Genomic DNA, 20,067 nt, shown 5'->3' on the forward strand with positions numbered 1-20,067 from the left:
CACCTGCCGACCCACCCTCTGATCCGCCCACCGACGCTCCCGCCCGCACCAGGCACCACCGGCACCACGCACCACCCGGCACCACCCGGCACCGCCTCGCACCACCACCAGCACTGCACCTGAAACCTCTCCCCCAACCCCCGAACGCGGGACCCGAGGCAATGACGCCTGCCCGCGCACCCCCAGGAGGACCTCGAAGTGCACACCACCTCCCGCAGAGGACGCCGTACGTTCGCCGCCGTCGCCGGCAGCGCCGTGCTGGCCCTGCTCGCCACCGCCTGCACCGGCAGCAACGACGACGGCGGCAACGACGACTCCGCCAGCGGCAAGGACGTCACCATCACCTTCTGGCACGGCTGGAGCCAGGACTCCGAGGTGAAGGCGATCAACGACAACATCGCCGCCTTCGAGAAGGCCCACCCGAACATCCACGTCAAGGCCGTCCCCAACATCGCCGACGACAAGGTCAACCAGGCCCTGCGGGCCGGCGGTGACGAGGCCCCGGACGTGGTCTCCTCCTTCACCACCAACAACGTCGGCATGTTCTGCTCGACGAAGGCCTTCGCCGACCTGAAGCCCTTCCTCGACAAGGACAAGATCGACACCGCGAAGACCTTCCCGGCCGCGATGCTCAACTACACGCAGTTCCAGGGCAACCAGTGCTCCCTGCCGCTGCTCGGTGACGCCTTCGGCCTGTACTACAACAAGGCCGCGTTCACCAAGGCCGGCATCACCACGCCGCCGAAGACCTTCAGCGAGTTCGCCGACGCCGCCGTCAGGCTGACCATCGCCGACGGCGACGGCTTCAAGCAGCTCGGCTTCATGCCGACCTACCACGGCTACGAGACCACCGTCGAGCACTTCCTCGGCCAGTACGGCCCGACGTACTTCGGCACCGACGGCAAGTCCAGCATCGCCACCGACCCGAAGGTCGCCACGATGCTCAACTGGCAGAAGGGCCTGGTCGACAAGCTCGGCGGCTTCGACAAGCTGGAGAAGTACCGCTCCACCTTCGGCGAGGAGTTCAGCGCCAAGAACCCCTTCCACACCGGCCAGGTCGCGATGGCCCTGGACGGCGAGTGGCGCACCGCCTCGCTGGCCGCCGACAAGCCGGACTTCGAGTGGGCCACCGCGCCGTTCCCGGTGCCGGACGACCAGGCCGACAGCTGGGGCCGCGGCTACCAGACCGGCACCATCGTCGGCATCGCCAGCAGCAGCAAGAAGCAGGCCGCCGCCTGGGAGCTCGTCAAGTACCTGACCACCGACACCGACGCGGTGGTCAGCTTCGCCAACGCGATCCACAACGTGCCGAGCACCTTCGCCGCGCTCGACTCGCCGAAGCTGATCAGCGACGCCAACTTCAAGACCTTCCTCGACATCGCCAAGAACGCGCACTCGGGCACCACCCCGGCGAGCGTCAACGGCGGCGGCTACATCGTGTCGCTGCAGAACCTCGGCTACGCGTACGAGTCCGGCAAGCAGAGCGACCTCCAGGCCGGCCTCACCGCCACCGCCAAGGAGATCGACGCCGCCATCGCCCAGGCCAAGTAAGGGCCGGACGGAGCTCCCATGTCACTCGCGTTCGGCACCCGCAAGGGCACCGGACCGACCGACCCGGCGGCGCTCTCCTCGCAGCACCTGCTGCGCCGGAAGCGCCGCCGGGAGGCGGCCCGCACCCTCGCCTTCCTCTCCCCCTGGCTGATCGGCTTCTGCGTCTTCTTCCTGTACCCGCTGATCTCCACCGTCTACTTCTCCTTCATGAAGTACAACGGTTTCGGGGCCCCCACCTTCAACGGCCTGAAGAACTGGGACTACGTCTTCAACGACTACCCGTTCTTCTGGCAGGGCCTGCGCAACACCCTCTGGCTCGTCGTCATCATGGTCTCCCTGCGGGTGGTGTTCGGCCTCGGCATCGGGCTGCTCATCACCAAGGTGAAGACCGGCGCCGGCTTCTTCCGCACCGCGTTCTACCTGCCGTACCTGGCCCCGCCGGTGGCCGCCACGGTGGCCTTCGCCTTCCTGCTCAACCCCGGCACCGGCCCGGTCAACCACTTCCTCGGCGAACTGGGGCTGCCGCAGCCCGGCTGGTTCGCCGACCCCGACTGGTCGAAGCCCGCGCTCACCATGCTCGCCATGTGGGGCATCGGCGACCTGATGGTCATCTTCATGGCGTCCCTGCTGGACGTCCCCAGGGAGCAGTACGAGGCGGCCGAACTCGACGGCGCCGGACCGTTCCAGCGCTTCCGCTACGTCACGCTGCCGAACATCTCGCCGATCATCATGTTCTCGGTGGTCACCGGCGTCATCCAGAGCATGCAGTACTACACCCAGGCGATCGTCGCGGGGAAGGTCGCCGGCGGCATCGCGGGCAACTCCGGGCAGCAGTTCGAGCCCGGCTTCCCGCAGGGCTCCACCTGGACCCTGCCGCAGATGGTCTACAACCTCGGCTTCCAGCGCTTCAACAACGGCGCGGCCTGCGTGGTCGCCCTCGTGCTGTTCGCCATCGCGATGGCCGTCACCTCGCTCCTGCTGCGCCGCAAGTCCGGCTTCATGGCGAGCGACGACTAGCGGACCAGTGAGGACCCCACCATGACTCTCAGCACCACGCTCACCAAGCCCCGTACACCGTCTGGCACTTCGGGCACCTCAGGCCCGCGCGGCGCCGCCGCCCGGGCCGCCCGCCGCCGCGCGGCGCTCAACTGGGTCGCCGTCCACTCGCTGGCCATCGCCGCCACGCTGTTCTTCCTGCTGCCGTTCGTCTTCGCCTTTCTCACCTCGGTGATGACGGACAGTCAGGCGCTCACCACCAACTACTGGCCCACCTCCTGGGAGTGGGGCAACTACCGCACGGTATGGGAGACCCCCGGCTTCCTCACCTGGTGGCGCAACACCCTGCTGTACGCCGGTCTCGGCACCGTCCTGACCATCGTCTCCAGCCTCCCGGTGGCGTACGCGCTCGCCAAGTTCCGTTTCAGGGGCCGCAATCTGGCCCTGATGGCCGTCATCTCGATGATGATGCTGCCGCCGCAGGTCACCATCATCCCGATGTACCTGTTCTGGTCGAAGCAGATGCACCTCACCGGCACCCTCTGGCCGCTGATCATCCCGATGGCCTTCGGCGACGCCTTCTCGATCTTCCTGCTGCGCCAGTTCCTGCTGACCATCCCCAAGGAGTACATCGAGGCGGCCCGGATCGACGGCTGCGGCGACCTGCGCACCCTGCTCAAGGTCGTGCTGCCGATGGCCAAGCCGGCCATCGCCGCCGTGGCGCTGTTCCAGTTCTTCTACGCCTGGAACGACTACTTCGGCCCGCAGATCTACGCCAGCAACAAGCCCAGCGCCTGGACGCTCTCCTACGGGCTGGAGTCCTTCAAGAGCGCCCACCACACCAACTGGAACCTCACCATGGCCGCCACCCTGCTGGTGATGGCACCGGTGATCATCCTCTTCTTCTTCGCACAGAAGGCCTTCATCGAAGGCGTGACACTGACAGGGGTCAAGGGCTGATGTCCGCACTCAAGCTGGCCATCGTAGGCGGCGGATCGACGTACACCCCGGAGCTGATCGACGGCTTCGCCCGGTTGCGCGACACCCTGCCGATCGGCGAACTCGTCCTGATCGACCCGGCCGCCGACCGGCTGGAGCTGATCGGCGGGCTGGCCCGGCGGATCTTCGCCAAGCAGGGCCACGGCGCGGTCGTGACGACCACCACCGACGTCGAGGCCGGTGTCGCCGACGCCGACGCGGTGCTGCTCCAGCTGCGGGTCGGCGGACAGGCCGCCCGCAACCGGGACGAGACCTGGCCGCTGGAGTGCGGCTGCGTCGGCCAGGAGACCACCGGGGCCGGCGGCCTGGCGAAGGCGCTGCGCACCGTCCCGGTGGTGCTGGACATCGCCGAGAAGGTCCGCCGCACCAACCCCGACGCCTGGATCGTCGACTTCACCAACCCCGTCGGCATCGTCACCCGGGCCCTGCGGAACGCCGGGCACAAGGCCGTCGGCCTCTGCAACGTGGCGATCGGCTTCCAGCGCCGCTTCGCCGGACACCTCGGCGTCGACCCCGAGCTGATCCGCCTGGACCACGTCGGCCTCAACCACCTGACCTGGGAGCGCGGCGTCACCCTGCTCGACGCCCCGGGCGCGTCCACCGGGCGCGAGGTGCTGCCCGAGCTGCTGGGCACGTACGGCAAGGAGATCGCGGCCGACCTGCACCTGCCGCAGCCCGTCATCGAACGGCTCGGCGTCGTCCCGTCCTACTACCTGCGCTACTTCTACCAGCACGACGTGGTGGTCCAGGAGCTCAAGGAGAAGGGCTCGCGGGCGGCCGAGGTCGCCGAGATCGAGCGGCAGCTGCTGGAGATGTACGCCGACCCGGCCCTGGACACCAAGCCGGAGCTGCTGGGCAAGCGCGGCGGCGCGTTCTACTCCGAGGCCGCGGTGCAGCTGATCGCCTCCCTGCTGGGCACCGACGGCCGGACCTCCGTCCAGGTCGTCAACACCCGCAACGACGGCGTGCTGCCGTTCCTGCCCGACGACGCCGTCATCGAGGTGCCGGCCGAGGTGGACGCGGCCGGTGTGCGCCCGCTGCCCCAGCGGGCCGTCGAGCCGCTGTACGCCGGCCTGATCGCCGCCGTGACCTGCTACGAGCACCTCGCGCTCGACGCCGCCCTGCGCGGCGGTCGCGACCGGGTCTTCGACGCCCTGCTCGCCCACCCGCTGGTCGGCCAGATCGAACTCGCCGACCAGCTGACGGACCGGCTGCTCGCGCACAACCGCGAGCACCTCGCCTGGGCCTGAGGCGCCCGCGTGCCCGGCCCGCGCCCCCACCGGGGCCACGGGCCGGGCCGCGAGGAGACCGACCACCCCCGGCCGGGGACAACGGCCGGGCCACGTACGAGCCGCGGGGACCTGATGACCCACCAGCCCGAACCACTTCTGCCCGGCGTTCTCGCCATCGACGCGGGCAACTCCAAGACCGACGTCGCCCTGATCGGCGCCGACGGCACCGTCCACGGCTCCGCCCGGGGCGGCGGCTTCACACCGCAGAAGACCGGCGGCGCGGCGGCCGTGGCCGGTCTCGCACCGCTGGTCGAGGAGGCGGCCGCCGCGGCCGGGCTCTCCCTGAACGGCATCCTGACCACCCACGTCAGCGCCTGCCTCGCCAACGCCGACCTCCCGGTGGAGGAGGAGGCGCTGCGCACCGCCCTGGAGTCGCACCCCTGGGGCGTCAGCAACACCGTCGCCAACGACACCTTCGGCCTGCTGCGGGCCGGCACCGACGGCCCGCGCGGCGTCGCCGTCGTCTGCGGCGCCGGCATCAACTGCGTCGGCCTGCTCCCCGACGGCCGCACCGCCCGCTTCCCCGCCCTCGGCGAACTCACCGGCGACTGGGGCGGCGGCGCCGGCCTCGCCGTCAGCAGCATGTGGCACGCCGTCCGCGCCGAGGACGGCCGCGGCGGCCCGACCGCGCTCGCCCGGGCCATCGCCGAGCACTTCGGCCTGCCGAGCACGGGCACGGTCGCCGAGGCCATCCACCTCGGACACCTGCCGTCGGCGCGGATGCACGAGATCGTCCGGGTGCTGTTCGCGGTCGCCGAGGAGGGCGACCCGGTGGCGCTGGAGCTGATCGACCGGCAGGCCGACGAGATCACCCGGCTGGCCGTCGTCGCGCTGCGGCGGCTCGACCTGCTGGACTCGCCCACGCCGCTGGTGCTGGGCGGCGGCGTGCTCGCCTCCCGGCAGCCGCTGCTGCTCGACAACCTGACGGCCCGGCTGGCCGCCGCCGCCCCGCTGGCCGAGCCGCGGGTCGTGGTCGCTCCGCCCGTCCTGGGCGCGGCGCTGCTGGGCCTGGACCACCTGGGCGCCGGCGCCGGGGCGCAGTCCCGGCTCCGCGAGGCGTACGACACCGCACGGCCCGTCGCGGCGTAACGCCCGTCCGGACACTCCGCCCCCGACCGGTCCGCACACCCGTCGGGGGCGGCCCGCGTGGAACCGCGGCCGGGGCGGGCGTCGTGTACGGAGGTGCCGAATCCGGTCACGCCCCAGGGAGACTTGCGTCATGACCGCGCCCCGTCTGCTGCTCGCCGCCCTGCTGCTCTGTACGGCCGCCCTCTGCCTCTCCGCCTGCACCCCGGTGGACGAGGACCCGACGGTGGCCGCCGCCGGCGAGTTCGACGACGGTGACGACGACGGCGACGGTGCCGACGGTCCGGCCGTCGCCCTGGTCTCCCCCGCGGCCGCCGCCTGCACCACCGCCGCCGAACGCCCCGGCCACCGCGTCCTCCAGGTGGTCACCGTGGCCCGCGACCAGCTCACCGCCCGCCCCACCCGGTTCGTCTGCGGCCCGGACATCCCCGACGACGGCTACTACGAGCCCACCGGCTCCCCCGCCCGCTACACCTTCGCCGCCACCGCGACCGCCACCCTGGTCGATCTGGAACACGCCGAACCGGCGAGGCCGGTACCGGTGCCGGAGCTGGTCGACCACCTCGACGACTGCCTCGCGGACCGCGAACCCGAGCCCCCGTACGGCTGCTACGGCAGCGACTACGACGTGGTGCTGGACTCACGCGGCCGGATCATGCGGATCGGGGAGCTGTACCACCCCTGAGGGCTCATGAGGTCCTGCCCCGGGGACGGCGTCCCGGGCCGGTGGAGCGGTGGGCTTCTCCCCATGGTGCGACCGGTGGTGATGCCCGATCAGTGACGCCGGCCAATGATCATCTCGCCGGGCGGCTTTGTATCGTTGGTGGACGGAACGTGTCGTAATCGATCCCATCGCGCGCCGCGTGAGGGAGGACGGAGATCGCCGATGACCACCGACGCCACTCGAAGGATCATTGTGGTCCGTCATGCGCGGGCCGAGCGGGAGACACAGGTCGACCACGAGCGCCACCTGGACGACCAGGGCCGCACGGACGCGCCGCTCGCCGGGCGGTGGCTCGCCGGGTCCGGCCTCACGCCCGGTCTGGCGCGTGTCTCCGACGCCGTCCGCACCAGGGAGACCTGGGAGTTGATGGCCCAGGAGTTTCCGGAGAAGCCCGCGGCCGGCTACGAGGAGGCGCTCTACACGCCCGGCCACGACGAGGGCGGGCTCGGCGGGCTGATCGCGCTCGTGAACGGGACCTCCGACGAGGTGAACGACCTGCTCGTGGTCGGCCACAATCCCGAGATGCACGCGCTGGCCGACACCCTCGCCGGGGAGGCGGAGGGAGACCTGCGCGCCCGCATGGAGCGGTCGGAGTTCCCCACCGCCGCCGTCGCCGTCCTGGCGTTCAGCGGCTCCTGGAAGAGCCTCGGGCCCGGCAGCGCGCGGCTCGTCGGCTACTGGACCCCGCAGGGCTGACGCCCAGCGGCCCTTGCCGGGTACGGAGTCGGGCCGGCGGTGCTACACCGCTGCCGCCGTGCGCGGGCAGGGGCCGAAGACCAGGCGGTCGCGGGCGGTCGCGGGCGGTCCGGTCGGCCTGGGCTCGGGCCGGGGTCGCCGACCGCCTCGGTACCCAGGACGCGGCGGCCTGCCGCTCGTCCGGCACGGGGGCGTGCGGGGAGAACGGCATGCCGCCGGGGCCCGGGTGCGGGTCAGTGCCCGGTCGTGGTCGTGAAGCCCTCCGGCGCGCGGAGGTCGATCGCCCCGGTGTGGTCGGTCGACACCTCGATCGGCAGGCCCGCCACCGTCAGACCGGTCACGCGCAGTGCCTCGTACCCGGGCGTGATGTGGGAGCGGACCCGCAGCCGCCGGTTGGGCGCGTCGGCCTCCAGGCCGAGCAGTGCCTGGAGGACCAGCACGGAGGAGGCCGCGGCCCAGGCCTGGGGCCGGCAGGACGCCGGGTACGGGACCGGTCGGGCGTACTGGCCGCGGGGGTGGCCGGCGAACAGCTCGGGGAGCCGCTGGTCGAAGGCCGCCGCGGCGCGGACCAGACCGGCGGCCAGCGGCGCGGCGGCGTCGTGCAGGCCCGCGCGGGCCAGGCCGTGGACGGCGATGGCGCTGTCGTGCGGCCAGACCGAACCGGTGTGGTAGCCGAGCGGGTTGAAGCCGGCCGCGTCGGCGTCGAGGGTGCGCAGGCCGAAGCCGCTGTCCATGCCCGGGGCGGTGAGCCGCCGGGCGACCAGCGCGCTCTCCTCCTCGTCGAGCAGGCCGGTGCCGAGGAGGTGCCCCATGTTGGAGGCGATGGAGTCGACCTTCCGCTTGTCCCGGTCGAGGGCGACGACCGGGTACGGGCCGTGGGCGTCCTCGGCCCAGAAGTGGGCGCGGAAGCGCAGCCGCAGGTCCTCCGCCCACTGCCGCCAGCGGTCGGCGCCCGGCCGGCCGAAGGCGTCCAGCAGCGTGGCCGCCGCGACGGCGGCCTCGTGGGCGTAGCCCTGCACCTCGCTGAGCGCGATGGGCGCGTCGGCGATCCGGCCGTCGCGGAAGCGGATGCTGTCGGAGGAGTCCTTCCAGCCCTGGTTGGACAGGCCGGTGCCGGAGGTGTCCACGTACTCCAGGAAGCCGTCGCCGTCGGCGTCGGCGTGGTGCTCCAGCCAGGTCAGCGCGGATTCGGCGTACGGCAGCAGTTCCTCGACCTGGTCCCCGGGCAGGCCCCAGCGCCAGGCGTCGTGCAGCAGGGTGATCCAGAGCGGGGTGGCGTCGGCGGTTCCGTAGTAGCAGGGCGGCAGTTGGGAGCCGGCGTCGAGGTGCTGCTCCTCGCGGCGGACCTCGTGGAGGATCTTGCCGGGCTGCTCCTCGGTCGCCGGGTCGACGGCCCGCCCCTGCCGGCGGGCCAGGGTGCGCAGCGTCCCGGCGGCGAGGTCGGTGCCGAACGGGAGCATCATCCGGGCCGCCCAGAGGGGGTCCCGGCCGAACAGGGTGAGGAACCAGGGTGCTCCGGCGCCGAGGAAGTGGTCCTCGGGCCGCAGCGGGTCGGAGAGCAGGAGTCCGCGCAGGTCGCGGTGGGAGCGGTCGATCCAGTGGGCGAGGTGGTGGTCCCGTCCGGTCACCTCGGGGGTGTTCCACGGGGCGGCGCCGGCGGAGGGCGCGGGGAAGAGGTCGCCGTCGCGGTGTTCGGCGGTGCACTCCAGGACGGCCTGCCAGCTGGCGCCGGGCGCGAGTTCGAGGTCGAAGCCCAGGACACCGGTGTCGGTGGCGCGGTGGTCGGGTGCCGGTGAGACGGTGAGGGTGGCGGTGAGCGGTCCTTCGGACCAGCGGAGGCCGTCCTGGTGGGCGGCGGGCGCGGTGGCGGGGACGTCGCGGCCGGCCTTGACCTCGTCCATGGCGGCGAAGTCGCTCTCCGCGCGCAGGTCGAGGCGGAGCCGGGCGGTGAGGCCGCCCGCGTTGCGGACGGTGTAGCGCTCGGTGAGGCGGCCGGGCCGGAGCTCGCGGCGGCGTTCCAGGGTGACGGCCGGGTCGGCGGTCAGCTCGGCGAGGCCGCGCAGCACGGTGACGAAGGTGGTCTGTCCGTCGTCGCCCTGCGCGGTGGCGACGGGTGCGTTGGGAACGCCCGGGACGCCGATCTCCAGGCGCGAGAGGAACCGTCGGTCGCCGTGGTAGAAGCCGTCCGCGCCGCCGCCGACCTGGCCGTCCGAGCGCGAGGCGCAGAAGCTCGGGGCGGCCACCGAGAGCTGGGCGTCGTGCAGAAACGGCTGCAGGCTGATCTCTGACATGGCCTCGGCATCCTCGTTTTGGGGCTTGACAGTTGCTTCCATCCGGGCGCAACCTTTCTGTCATTGGAGCGTTCCAAAACACTAACCCCCCTGGTGGGGCTAATGGAACACCGTCTTGGAACGCTCCAAGTAATTCGCCGAACGAGACCGAACCCCGGGACCACCGCCATGCCTGCAAGCTCCTCCCCCGCGCCGAAGGCGGGCTCGTCGGTGACGCTCGAGATGGTCGCCGCCCGGGCGGGCGTGGCCCGTCAGACGGTCTCCAACGCCATCAACTCCCCCGAACTGCTCCGCCCGCAGACGCTGGAGCGGGTCCAGCGCGCGATCGACGAGCTCGGCTACCGGCCGCACCGGGCCGCCCAGGCGCTGCGGACCAGGGCCAGCAAGCTCATCGGCTACGGCATCCGGCCGAGCCTGGCGGGCGCCCCGACCCCGGTGCTCGACCAGTTCCTGCACTCCCTCTCCGAGGCCGCCGACCAGGCGGGCTACCGGGTGGTGCTGTTCGCCGCCACCCCCGGGGACGACGAACTGGGCTGCTACCAGCGGCTACTGGACGAGCACGGGGCCGACGGATTCGTCCTGAGCGGCACCGATCGCGGCGACCGGCGTCAGGGCTGGCTGCACGACCGCGGCGTCCCGTTCGTCGCCTTCGGCCGTACCTGGTCCGGCCGGGACGTCGGCGACTGGGTCGACGTCGACGGTGCGGCCGGCACCGCGGCGTCCGTCCGCCGACTGGCCGGGCAGGGCCACGAGAAGATCGGCTTCCTCGGCTGGCCGAAGGGCTCCGGCGTCGGTGACGACCGTGCCCGCGGCTGGCAGACCACCATGCGCGAGCTGGGCCTCTCCGTCCGGGGCCGCCGGGTCGAGAGCCTGGACGACCCCGCGAGCGCCACCGAGGCCGCCGAGCGGCTGCTCGCGGGCGGTGCGACCGCCGCGGTGGCGGCGAGCGACACCCTCGCCGTCGGCTGGTACCAGGCGCTCCGCCGCAGCGGCCGCACGCCCGGCCCGGACGCGGCCGTCATCGGCTTCGACGACTCCCCCATCGCCCCGGCGCTCTTCCCCGCGCTGTCCAGCCTCGCCCAGCCGCTCGACGCGGTGGGCCGCGAGTGCATGCGGCTGCTCCTGGAACGCCTCGGCGACGCCCGGCGCCCGACCGAGCACGTGCTGCTCGCTCCCACGCTGGTCCTCCGCGACAGCGTCTGACCGCCCGGCCCGGTCCGCTTCGCCCTCCATCCCCCCTCCAAGCACCCCCCACCCTCGCAAGGAGAACCTGCATGGCCACCACTCGCACCCTCGCCGCGGCCATCTGCGCGGTCGTCGCCCTCGGCGCCGTCACCGGCTGCTCCTCCTCCGGCGGCTTCAGCGACTCACCGGCCACGCAGGCCTCCGGCGAAGGCCAGAGCCTGAACGTGCTGATAGCCACCTCCGGCGACGCCGAGACCGCCGCGGTCAAGGCCGCCACCGCCGACTGGGCCAAGCAGACCGGCAACACCGTCACGGTGCAGATCGCCAGCGACATCAACCAGCAGCTCGGCCAGGCGTTCGCCGGCGGCAACCCGCCGGACCTCTTCTACGTCAACTCCGACCAGTTCGCGAACTACGCCAAGGGCGGCTCGCTGTACGCCTACGGGGACCAGATCCCCGACGCCTCGGACTTCTCCGAGCAGCTGCGCAAGGCGTTCAGCTACGACGGCAAGCTCACCTGCCTGCCCAAGGACAGCTCCACCCTCGCGCTGGCGATCAACACCACGCTCTGGCAGCAGGCCGGGCTGACCGAGGCCGACTACCCCACCAGCTGGCAGCAGCTCTCCGACGACGCCGCCAAGCTGACCAAGGACGGGACGACCGGTCTGGTCGTCGCCCCGGACTACCAGCGGCTCGGCGCGCTGATGAAGCAGGCCGGCGGCTGGATCACCAACCCCGAGCAGACCACGATGACCGCCGACAGCCCGGCCAACAAGCAGGCCCTGGAGTACGTGCAGTCCATGATGAAGGCCGGCTCGGCCAAGTACGTGGCCGAGGTGGACGCCGGCTGGGGCGGCGAGGCGCTCGGCAAGGGCAAGGCCGCGATGACCATCGAGGGCAACTGGCTCAAGGGCGCGATGGCCGCCGACTACCCGGACCTCTCCTACAAGGTGCTCCCGCTGCCCGCCGGCCCGGCGGGCCAGGGCACCCTCGCGTTCAGCAACTGCTGGGGCATCGCCGCCAAGAGCCAGCACCAGGCCGCCGGCGTCGACCTGGTCAAGCACCTGACCTCGGCGAACCAGCAGATGAACTTCGCCGACGCCTTCGGCGTGATGCCCTCGCGCACCAGCGCGCTGGCCACCTACGCCGAGAAGTACCCACAGTCCAAGGCCTGGGTCGACGGGGTCGCCCACTCCCAGGCGCCGGTGACCATCCCCGGCTTCAACCAGGTGCTCACGCAGTTCAACACCGATCTGCAGTCGCTGAAGACCGGCGACCCGGCGACCATCCTCGCCAACCTCCAGCGCAACGGCGAGCAGGCCCTGAAGAATGCCAAGTAACAGCACGCCGGGCCGACGAAGCCTGCGTGAGGGAGCATGGGGCTGGCTGTTCGTCAGCCCCATGGTCCTGGTCCTCGGCCTGTTCCTCGTCCTGCCGATCCTGATGGCGCTCTGGGTGAGCCTGCTGCACTGGGACGGCCAGTCCAACCCGTTCAGCGGCCAGGCCGACTTCGTCGGACTGCAGAACTACCGCAACCTGTTCACCGAGGACGGGCTGGACCGCGCCCTCTTCGCCACCTCGATGCGCAACACGCTGTACTACGTGGTGCTCACGGTGCCGCTCCAGACGGTGCTGGCGCTCTTCCTCGCCATCATGGTCAACCAGCGGATGCTGCGCGGCAAGGGAGCGCTGCGGACGGTCTTCTACTTCCCCTCGGTCACCAGCTCGATCGCGATCTCGACGGTCTTCCTCTTCCTCTTCCAGGGCAGCGGCGCCGTCAACCGGATGCTGGGCTGGCTGGGCGTGAAGGGCCCGAACTGGTTCGCCGATCCACGTGGCATCGTCTGGGTCGTCCTCGGCTGGTTCGGCGTCTCCGGCCCCGCGCAGGGCGGGGGTTCGGCGGGCCACGGCCCGCTGGGCCTCTCCTGGTCGGAGTGGTTCTCCGGTCCGTCGGTGGCGATGTGCACCCTCATCCTGATGGCCGTCTGGACGACCTCCGGCACCTTCATGCTGATCTTCCTCGCGGCCCTGCAGAACATCCCCCGCGAACTGGAGGAGGCCGCCGCGCTGGACGGCGTCAACCGGCGCCAGCTGCTGCGCCACGTCACGCTGCCCGCGCTGCGGCCGGTGCTCTTCCTGGTCCTCACCCTCGGGCTGATCTCCACCTGGCAGGTCTTCGACCAGGTCTATGTGATGGGCAAGGGCGCCCCCGGCAACACCACGCTGACGCCCGCGTACCTGTCCTACTCGGCCGGCTTCGACAACGCCGACTACGGGCAGGGCGCCGCCATCGCGTTCGTCCTGCTCGCCATCATCCTGCTGCTCACGGCCCTGCAGCGCTGGGTCCTGCGCGAGCGGGACGCCAAGCCGAAGCGGCAGCCGAAGGGAGCCGGCCGTGCCACACGCTGACAAGCCCGAACAGGAGCAGCCGGTCCTCGGCCGCTTCCCGAGGCCGGTACGGATCCTGGGCTACACGGCCCTGGCCGGGTTCGCGCTGCTCTATCTGCTGCCGTTCCTCCTCCAGCTGGCGAACAGCTTCAAGACCGACCCGGAGGCGGCCGCCAACCCGATGTCGCTGTTCCCGGGCGACGGGACGCTCGCCGCGTACCGGCGGCTCTTCGGTCTGGCGGACGGCGTCGCGAACGTCCCGTTCCTGACCTGGCTGGGCAACTCCACGGTGATCGCCGTCCTGGTCACGGCCGGGCGGGTGCTGTTCGACTCGATGGCGGGCTACGCCCTGGCCCGGCTCCGGTTCCCCGGCCGCCGGCTGCTGTTCGCCTTCGTGCTCGCGGTGATGGCCGTCCCGGGCGTCGTGCTGCTGATCCCGAAGTTCCTGGTGCTGAAGAGCTTCGGCATGTTCGACACCTACAGCGGCATGATCCTGCCGCTGCTCGTCGACGCCGCGGGCATCTTCATCATGAAGCAGTTCTTCGAGTCGGTGCCGCGCGAGATCGAGGAGGCCGCCCGCATCGACGGCGCCGGTGTCCTGCGCGTCTTCTGGTCCGTCGTCCTGCCGATGTCCCGCCCCTCGCTGATCACGCTCACCGTGCTCTCCTTCCAGGGCTCGTGGAACGAGTTCACGCACTTCCTGGTCTCCACCCAGTCCAGCGAGCACGACACCCTGACCACCGGTCTGGCGCACTTCGTCTCCGGCGGGCTCGGCTCCGGGACGCAGTACCCGCTCAAGCTGGCGGCGGCGCTGGTCTCCACCATCCCCGTCGCGATCCTCTTCTTCTGCTTCCAGCGCTACTTCGTGCGCGGCGCCAACTCGGGCTCGCTCAAGGAGTGAACCCGGCCGCCCGTCCGCCGTACCGACCGACCCCTGAACCATCCTGGAGAACCACGTGGCCGCCCGTATCGAGGACTACGCGCTGATCGGCGACATGCAGACCGCCGCCCTGGTCGGCCGGGACGGCTCGGTCGACTGGCTCTGCCTGCCCCGCTTCGACTCCCCCGCCGTCTTCGCCGGCCTCCTGGGGACGGACGAGCACGGCTTCTGGCGGATCGGCCCGGCCGGCGCGCCGTCGGCCGACGCACCGCCCGCCGGCCGGCGCCGCTACCGGGGCGACTCGCTGGTGCTGGAGCAGGAGTGGGACACCGCCGAAGGCACCGTCCGGGTGGTCGACTTCATGCCGCCGCGCGGCACCGCCCCGCAGCTGATCCGGATCGTCGAGGGCGTGGCCGGCACCGTCCGGATGCGCTCGGCGCTGCGGATGCGGTTCAGCTACGGCCGGATCGTGCCCTGGGTGCGCAAGGTCTCGGACGGTGACCAGACCCGTACGGTCGCCGTCGCCGGGCCCGACTCGGTGTGGCTGGACGGCGAGGCCGAGACCTACGGCCAGGACCTCACCACCTACGCCGACTTCACCGTCACCGCCGGTGAGCGGATCGCCTTCGCGCTCACCTGGCAGGCCTCCCACCTGGACGCGCCGAAGGCCCCGGACGCCGAGGAGGCGCTGGCCGTCACCGAGGAGTTCTGGCGCGACTGGGCCGGCCAGTGCACCTACCAGGGCCCCTACCGCGAGGCCGTGATCCGCTCGCTGATCACCCTCAAGGCCCTCACCTACGCCCCGACTGGTGGCATCGTCGCCGCCCCCACCACCTCACTGCCCGAGTCCATCGGCGGCGTCCGCAACTGGGACTACCGCTACACCTGGCTGCGCGACGCCACCATCACCCTCTCCTCACTGCTGCGCACCGGCTACCGCGACGAGGCCCGCGCCTGGCGCGAGTGGCTGCTGCGCGCGGTGGCCGGGGACCCGGAGAACCTGCAGATCATGTACGGCATCGCCGGGGAAAGGGAGTTGGCCGAGTCCGAGCTCGACTGGCTGCCGGGCTACGAGGGCTCCCGGCCCGTCCGGGTCGGCAACGGCGCGGCCGGGCAGCTCCAGCTCGACGTCTACGGCGAGGTCGTCGAGGCCCTGCACCTCGCCCACAGCACCGGACTGGCCCGCGACGACCACGCCCACCTGCTGCAACTCCGGCTGATCTCCTGGCTGGAGGAGCACTGGCGCGAGCCGGACGAGGGCATCTGGGAGGTGCGCGGCCCGCGCCGCCACTTCGTCCACTCCAAGGTGATGGCCTGGGTCGCCGTCGACCGCACCATCAAGCTGCTGGAACAGACGCCCCACGAGGGCCCGTTGGAGCGCTGGCGCACGCTGCGCGACACCATCCACCAGGACGTCTGCACCCACGGCTACGACGCGGAGCGCAACACCTTCACCCAGTCCTACGGTTCGCGGGAGCTGGACGCCTCGCTGCTGCTGATCCCCCAGGTCGGCTTCCTCCCGCCGGACGACAAGCGCGTCATCGGCACCGTCGAGGCGATCCAGCGCGAACTCTCCACCCCGGACGGCTTCGTGCTCCGCTACCCCACCAGCGGGGGCGTGGACGGCCTGCCCGGCGACGAGGGCGCCTTCCTGGCCTGCTCGTTCTGGCTGGCCGACGCCCTGGCGATGATCGGGCGGGCCGACGAGGCACACGAGCTCTTCGACAAGCTGCTGGCCATCCGCAACGACCTCGGCCTGCTCGCCGAGGAGTGGGACCCGCGCGAGAAGCGCCAGGTCGGCAACTTCCCGCAGGCGTTCAGCCACGTCCCGCTGATCGACACCGCCCTGCGGCTCAGCTGAGCCCGGCCTGGAACGAGCGCGCGGAAGGGGAAGTCGGCCGGTCCGACTTCCCCTTCCGCGTTTCCGGCGGAGTCCGGGGGTGTCAGGCCGACGGGTCCACCAGTCCGGCGCGGTAGGCGGTGATCACCAGTTGGACGCGGTCCCGGGCGGCGAGCTTGGCCAGCAGGTGCCCGACATGGGTCTTGACCGTGCCGGTGCTGACGTACAGCTCCTCGGCGATCTCGGTGTTGGTCAGCCCGCGCCCGATCAGCGTCAGCACCTCCGCCTCCCGCCCGGTGATCACCCGCAGCAGCCGCTCCTGTTCACCGCCCCGGGCACCGGCCGGCGACGGCGTGGGCCGGGTGGCGAACTCGCGGATCAGTCGGCGGGTGACGCTGGGGGCGAGCAGGGCCTCACCGGCGGCGACCACCCGGATCGCGGCCAGCAGGTCCTCCGGCGGGGTGGACTTGAGCAGGAAGCCGGAGGCCCCGGCGCGCAGCGCGCCGTAGATGTACTCGTCGAGGTCGAAGGTGGTGAGGATCAGGATGCGCACGCCGCTGTCGGCGGTGATCAGCCGGGTGGCCTCCAGACCGTCCGTGCCGGGCATCCGGATGTCCATCAGCACCACGTCCGGGTGCTCGACGCGGGCCAGCCGGACGGCCTGGGCGCCGTCGGCGGCCTCGCCGACGACCTCGAAGCCGTCGGCGGCGGCGACGATCCCGCTCAGGCCGACGCGCACCAGGGTCTGGTCGTCGGCGACGACGACGCGGATCGGCGGACCGTCGCTCATGCCGCATCCGCCCCGGGCGCACCGGCCGGCCCGGTCAGCGGGAGGACGGCGCGGACCCGGAACCCGCCGCCGGGCAGCGGACCGGCGTCCAGCGTGCCCTCGTACAGCCCGACCCGCTCGGCCATCCCGGCCAGGCCGTGCCCGCCGGCCTCGACCGGCCCGCCGCGCCCGGCGTCGGTCACCTCCAGCGCCAGCGCCTCCTCCCCGTAGTCGACGTTCACCCGGGCCGACGCGGCGTGTGCGTGCTTGACGACGTTGGTCAGCGTCTCCTGGACGATCCGGAACGCGGACAGCTCCACCCCCGCAGACAGCTCCCGGACTTGGCCGCGCACCCGCAGCTCGACCTTCAGCCCGGCCTCGGCGCAGCTCGCCACCAGCCGGTCCAGGTCGGCCAGGCGGGGCGCGGGGGGCGGCACGGCGGCCTCGGCACCGGCGTCGCGCAGGACGGTCAGCAGTCCGCGCATCTCCACCATGGCGTCCCGGCTCACCGCCTGGATCGCGGCCAGCGCCTGCTCGGCCTGTGCCGGGTCCCGGCCGATGACGAAACGGCCGTAGCCGGCCTGGACGTTGACCACGCTCATGCTGTGCGCGATGACGTCGTGCAGCTCCCTGGCCAACTGGATCCGCTCCTGGGCGAGTTCGGCCTTGGCGACGTCGGCCTGGTGCTCGCGCAGCGCGGCACTGTACGAGCGGTAGCGGGCCAGCGCGGAGCCGAGCGACCAGGCCGTGACCACCGCCAGCGCGGCCAGCACCAGGTTGTTCCACAGCTCCCGCGAGCCGAACTCGCTCAGCCCGGCGCCGACCAGGCCGAGCACCATGACGGCGGCGCCGAGGCGCGGCGGGCGGGTCGCCGCCACCAGGTAGACGGTCGTCATCGCGGCGATCTCCACCTGGAAGCCGGCCAGGTTGGCGATGGTCAGCTGCCCGGCCACCACGACGACGACCGCCCACGCGGCGAAGACCGCCCCGGCCGCGAACAGCGGGCCGAGCCGGCGCAGCCCCATGGCCACGCCCACCGCCACCACGCACCCCAGCACCGTCACCAGCTCGGCCGGGGCCGGCTTCGGGTATCCCCGGTGGTGCGGGTCGAACACCCGGTAGGCGTCCAGCACCCGCACCCAGGTGATCAGGGTCAGGACCAGGGAGAACATCACGTCGATCGCCACCCACTGGCCGCGACGCAGCCTCTTGGTCACCGGCGGGTGCGGGGCGTTGGACATTTCCCCAGGCTATCGGCGGGCCCGCGGTCGCGGCATCCCCTGGCAGGCCTATGACCACGGGCAGAGGCCGGGCCCCGCGGGAGGCGGCGGTTCCGCCCGCGGTGGGACGACCGGGCCGGGCGTGGACGGGAGCGTGGAGCCGTCAGGGGAGCCACGTCAGTGGAACCACGTCGACGGAAAGGCACGACGATGATCGAGGTACGCGACCTCACCAAGCGCTACGGGGACGCCGTCGCGGTGGACGGGCTGTCCTTCACCGTCCGGCCGGGGCGGGTCACCGGATTCCTCGGGCCGAACGGCGCGGGCAAGTCCACGACGCTGCGGATGATCCTGGGCCTGGATGCCCCGACCCGAGGTCGGGCACTCGTCAACGACCGGCCGTACGCCTCGATGCGGTACCCGCTGCGCGAGGTCGGGGCGCTGCTGGACGCCGGCGCCGTCCACCCGTCCCGCTCGGCCTACCACCACCTGCTCGGGATCGCCGTCACCAACGGCATCGGCGCCCGCCGGGTCCGCGAGGTGCTGGCCCGTACCGGTCTGGAGCAGGTGGCCCGACGCGGGGTCGGGCGGTTCTCCCTGGGCATGAAGCAGCGCCTCGGCATCGCCGGCGCCCTGCTCGGCGATCCGCCGGTCCTGCTGTTCGACGAGCCGGTCAACGGCCTCGACCCCGAGGGCGTCCACTGGATCCGCGGCCTGATGAAGGACCTGGCCGCCGAGGGCCGGACGGTCCTGATCTCCAGCCACCTGATGAGCGAGATGGCCGTCACCGCCGACCACCTGGTCATCATCGGCCGCGGGCGGCTCGTCGCCGACCAGCCCACCGCCGAGTTCCTCGGCGACAACGCGCGCACCGACGTCCTGGTCCGCACCTCGCAGCCGGCCGCGCTGGCCGGGCTGCTGCGCGGGGCCGGGGCGGCCGTGGCGGAGGAGCCCGGCGGAGCGCTGGCCGTCAGCGGACTGGAACCGGCGTCGATCGGCGACCTGGCCGCCACGCACCGCCTCGGCGTCCACGAACTCACCGTCCGGCACGCCTCCTTGGAGCAGGCGTTCATGGACGTCACCGGCGACGCGGTCGACTACCGCGCCGCCCGGACCGGCGCCGCCGCGATGTTCAGGAGGAAGCAGACATGACCGCCCCGACCACCCGTGGCGCCCTGGCCGGAGAGTGGGTCAAACTGCGCAGCGTCCGCGCGACCTACCTGTCCGCGCTCGTCGCGCTGGCCGCCGCACTGTTCATCGGCCTGATCGACTACGGCAGCGCCGCCGACAACTGGGACGCCTGGACCGCCGAGCAGCGCGCCCGCTTCGACCCGGTCCGGTACGGCTTCTCCGGCGGCTTCTACGTCGCCGTCCTGGCGATCGGCACCCTGGGGACCCTGGCCGCCTCCAGCGAGTACACCACCGGCCAGATCCGCACCACCCTGGCGGCCGTGCCCCGGCGCGGCCAGGTGCTCGCCGCCAAGGCCCTGGTCGTCGGCGGCGCGTCCACGCTGCTCGGACAGGTCCTGGCGTTCCTGACCTTCCTGCTCGGTCAGCGGGCCATCGACGGCAAGCACCTCGCGGTGTCGCTCTCCGCCCCCGGCGTGCTGCGCGCGGTCGTCGGCTGCGGGGTGTTCCTGTCGGCGTTCGCCCTCATCGGCCTCGCGCTCGGCTTCGTCATCCGGCACACCGCCGGCGCGGTCGCGGCGCTGTTCGGCCTCTTCTTCCTGTCGCCGATGCTGCTCGCGCCGTTCGGTGACGGCGTTTCGAGGTTCGGCCTGCAGAGCGCCTTCGAGGGTCTGGGCACCACCGTCGCCTCGGCCGGCGGCGACACCCGGCTCGGCGCGGCCGGCTGCTTCGCGGCCCTCGCCGCCTACCTCGCCGCCGCCCTCACCGCGGCCGCCCTCACCCTCAGCCGTCGCGACGCGTAGCCGGCCGGCCGGCTGCTGCCTGGAGGGGCCCCGAACGGGAAGTCGGACCCGCCGACTTCCCGTTCCGCGTTTCAGACGGCTCGCCGGCCGTGGGGGCGGAGGAGTTCAGCCCTGGCCGGCCTGTCGCTCATGGAGCAGGCCCTTTCGCAGGAGTTCGGTGATCCGCAGGACCTGGGAGGTACGGGCCGAGCCGAGGTTGATCAGGTAGGCACCGGTCAA

17 protein-coding genes are annotated in these 20,067 nt (G+C 72.2%); 14 read left to right on the plus strand and 3 right to left on the minus strand.

Annotated features, from left to right (window positions below; translation table 11 throughout):
- The first annotated feature begins 198 nt into the window (after positions 1–198).
- The 7 genes from AB0P06_RS31160 to AB0P06_RS31190 all read left to right on the plus strand — a co-directional run bounded on the left by AB0P06_RS31160 (position 199) and on the right by AB0P06_RS31190 (position 7,344).
- Positions 199–1,551 carry an ABC transporter substrate-binding protein gene (locus AB0P06_RS31160; RefSeq protein ID WP_363613247.1) on the plus strand — a complete coding sequence of 451 codons (1,353 nt, stop codon included), beginning with the start codon at positions 199–201 and terminating at the stop codon, positions 1,549–1,551.
- A gap of 18 nt (positions 1,552–1,569) precedes the next feature.
- Positions 1,570–2,568, plus strand: a complete 999-nt coding sequence (locus AB0P06_RS31165) for a sugar ABC transporter permease (protein ID WP_363613249.1) — start codon at positions 1,570–1,572, stop codon at positions 2,566–2,568.
- Positions 2,569–2,589: 21 nt separating this feature from the next.
- A complete protein-coding gene (locus tag AB0P06_RS31170; protein WP_363613251.1) occupies positions 2,590–3,507 on the plus strand; it encodes a carbohydrate ABC transporter permease in 918 nt (305 codons plus the stop codon).
- The gene (locus AB0P06_RS31175) at positions 3,507–4,796 is read left to right on the plus strand and encodes a 6-phospho-beta-glucosidase (protein WP_363613253.1); all 1,290 of its coding nucleotides are present in this window, start codon (positions 3,507–3,509) and stop codon (positions 4,794–4,796) included. Before AB0P06_RS31170 ends, AB0P06_RS31175 begins: the two co-directional genes overlap by 1 nt.
- Positions 4,797–4,910: 114 nt before the next feature.
- Positions 4,911–5,927 carry a BadF/BadG/BcrA/BcrD ATPase family protein gene (locus AB0P06_RS31180; RefSeq protein WP_363613255.1) on the plus strand — a complete coding sequence of 339 codons (1,017 nt, stop codon included), beginning with the start codon at positions 4,911–4,913 and terminating at the stop codon, positions 5,925–5,927.
- 130 nt (positions 5,928–6,057) lie between these two features.
- Positions 6,058–6,609 (plus strand): hypothetical protein, encoded by a 552-nt coding sequence (locus AB0P06_RS31185; protein ID WP_363613257.1) that lies wholly within the window; start codon positions 6,058–6,060, stop codon positions 6,607–6,609.
- 201 nt (positions 6,610–6,810) lie between these two features.
- Positions 6,811–7,344 (plus strand): histidine phosphatase family protein, encoded by a 534-nt coding sequence (locus tag AB0P06_RS31190; RefSeq protein ID WP_363613259.1) that lies wholly within the window; start codon positions 6,811–6,813, stop codon positions 7,342–7,344.
- Between the two features lie 233 nt (positions 7,345–7,577).
- On the opposite strand, the gene AB0P06_RS31195 is transcribed toward AB0P06_RS31190, so the two are convergent.
- Entirely contained in the window at positions 7,578–9,635 is a 2,058-nt protein-coding gene (locus AB0P06_RS31195; RefSeq protein WP_363613261.1) for a glycogen debranching N-terminal domain-containing protein, read from the minus strand.
- Between the two features lie 210 nt (positions 9,636–9,845).
- Here AB0P06_RS31195 and AB0P06_RS31200 point away from each other — a divergent pair, with 210 nt between their 5' ends.
- From AB0P06_RS31200 to AB0P06_RS31220, 5 genes are all read left to right on the plus strand, one after another.
- Positions 9,846–10,838, plus strand: coding sequence for a substrate-binding domain-containing protein (locus AB0P06_RS31200; RefSeq protein WP_363613263.1), 993 nt, complete (start codon positions 9,846–9,848; stop codon positions 10,836–10,838).
- 71 nt (positions 10,839–10,909) lie between these two features.
- Positions 10,910–12,160 (plus strand): extracellular solute-binding protein, encoded by a 1,251-nt coding sequence (locus tag AB0P06_RS31205; RefSeq protein WP_363613265.1) that lies wholly within the window; start codon positions 10,910–10,912, stop codon positions 12,158–12,160.
- Complete coding sequence (locus tag AB0P06_RS31210) at positions 12,150–13,229, plus strand: sugar ABC transporter permease (RefSeq protein ID WP_363613267.1); 1,080 nt, start codon at positions 12,150–12,152, stop codon at positions 13,227–13,229. Before AB0P06_RS31205 ends, AB0P06_RS31210 begins: the two co-directional genes overlap by 11 nt.
- Positions 13,216–14,109, plus strand: coding sequence for a carbohydrate ABC transporter permease (locus AB0P06_RS31215; RefSeq protein WP_363613269.1), 894 nt, complete (start codon positions 13,216–13,218; stop codon positions 14,107–14,109). Before AB0P06_RS31210 ends, AB0P06_RS31215 begins: the two co-directional genes overlap by 14 nt.
- Positions 14,110–14,164: 55 nt before the next feature.
- A complete protein-coding gene (locus AB0P06_RS31220) occupies positions 14,165–15,949 on the plus strand; it encodes a glycoside hydrolase family 15 protein (RefSeq protein ID WP_363613271.1) in 1,785 nt (594 codons plus the stop codon).
- An 82-nt stretch (positions 15,950–16,031) separates the two neighbouring features.
- On the opposite strand, the gene AB0P06_RS31225 is transcribed toward AB0P06_RS31220, so the two are convergent.
- Together AB0P06_RS31225 and AB0P06_RS31230 are read right to left on the minus strand one after the other, a co-directional pair.
- Complete coding sequence (locus AB0P06_RS31225; RefSeq protein WP_363613273.1) at positions 16,032–16,718, minus strand: response regulator transcription factor; 687 nt, start codon at positions 16,716–16,718, stop codon at positions 16,032–16,034.
- Complete coding sequence (locus AB0P06_RS31230; RefSeq protein ID WP_363613275.1) at positions 16,715–17,938, minus strand: histidine kinase; 1,224 nt, start codon at positions 17,936–17,938, stop codon at positions 16,715–16,717. Before AB0P06_RS31230 ends, AB0P06_RS31225 begins: the two co-directional genes overlap by 4 nt.
- Before the next feature lie 189 nt (positions 17,939–18,127).
- Between AB0P06_RS31230 and AB0P06_RS31235 the strand changes: the two genes are divergently transcribed.
- Together AB0P06_RS31235 and AB0P06_RS31240 are read left to right on the plus strand one after the other, a co-directional pair.
- On the plus strand, positions 18,128–19,069 hold the full coding sequence (locus AB0P06_RS31235) for an ATP-binding cassette domain-containing protein (RefSeq protein WP_363613277.1): 942 nt from the start codon (positions 18,128–18,130) through the stop codon (positions 19,067–19,069).
- On the plus strand, positions 19,066–19,848 hold the full coding sequence (locus tag AB0P06_RS31240) for an ABC transporter permease (RefSeq protein ID WP_363613279.1): 783 nt from the start codon (positions 19,066–19,068) through the stop codon (positions 19,846–19,848). Before AB0P06_RS31235 ends, AB0P06_RS31240 begins: the two co-directional genes overlap by 4 nt.
- The last annotated feature ends 219 nt before the right edge of the window (positions 19,849–20,067 follow it).

Source organism: Kitasatospora sp. NPDC088351 (genome assembly GCF_040685575.1).
Taxonomy (GTDB): Bacteria; Actinomycetota; Actinomycetes; order Streptomycetales; family Streptomycetaceae; genus Kitasatospora.

Coding starts and splice junctions, on each gene's coding strand:
- AB0P06_RS31165 (WP_363613249.1), top strand. CDS start 1,570: ATGTCACTCGCGTTCGGCACCCGCAAGGGCACCGGACCGACCGACCCG.
- AB0P06_RS31170 (WP_363613251.1), top strand. CDS start 2,590: ATGACTCTCAGCACCACGCTCACCAAGCCCCGTACACCGTCTGGCACT.
- AB0P06_RS31175 (WP_363613253.1), top strand. CDS start 3,507: ATGTCCGCACTCAAGCTGGCCATCGTAGGCGGCGGATCGACGTACACC.
- AB0P06_RS31180 (WP_363613255.1), top strand. CDS start 4,911: ATGACCCACCAGCCCGAACCACTTCTGCCCGGCGTTCTCGCCATCGAC.
- AB0P06_RS31185 (WP_363613257.1), top strand. CDS start 6,058: ATGACCGCGCCCCGTCTGCTGCTCGCCGCCCTGCTGCTCTGTACGGCC.
- AB0P06_RS31190 (WP_363613259.1), top strand. CDS start 6,811: ATGACCACCGACGCCACTCGAAGGATCATTGTGGTCCGTCATGCGCGG.
- AB0P06_RS31195 (WP_363613261.1), bottom strand. CDS start 9,635: ATGTCAGAGATCAGCCTGCAGCCGTTTCTGCACGACGCCCAGCTCTCG.
- AB0P06_RS31205 (WP_363613265.1), top strand. CDS start 10,910: ATGGCCACCACTCGCACCCTCGCCGCGGCCATCTGCGCGGTCGTCGCC.
- AB0P06_RS31210 (WP_363613267.1), top strand. CDS start 12,150: ATGCCAAGTAACAGCACGCCGGGCCGACGAAGCCTGCGTGAGGGAGCA.
- AB0P06_RS31225 (WP_363613273.1), bottom strand. CDS start 16,718: ATGAGCGACGGTCCGCCGATCCGCGTCGTCGTCGCCGACGACCAGACC.
- AB0P06_RS31230 (WP_363613275.1), bottom strand. CDS start 17,938: ATGTCCAACGCCCCGCACCCGCCGGTGACCAAGAGGCTGCGTCGCGGC.
- AB0P06_RS31235 (WP_363613277.1), top strand. CDS start 18,128: ATGATCGAGGTACGCGACCTCACCAAGCGCTACGGGGACGCCGTCGCG.
- AB0P06_RS31240 (WP_363613279.1), top strand. CDS start 19,066: ATGACCGCCCCGACCACCCGTGGCGCCCTGGCCGGAGAGTGGGTCAAA.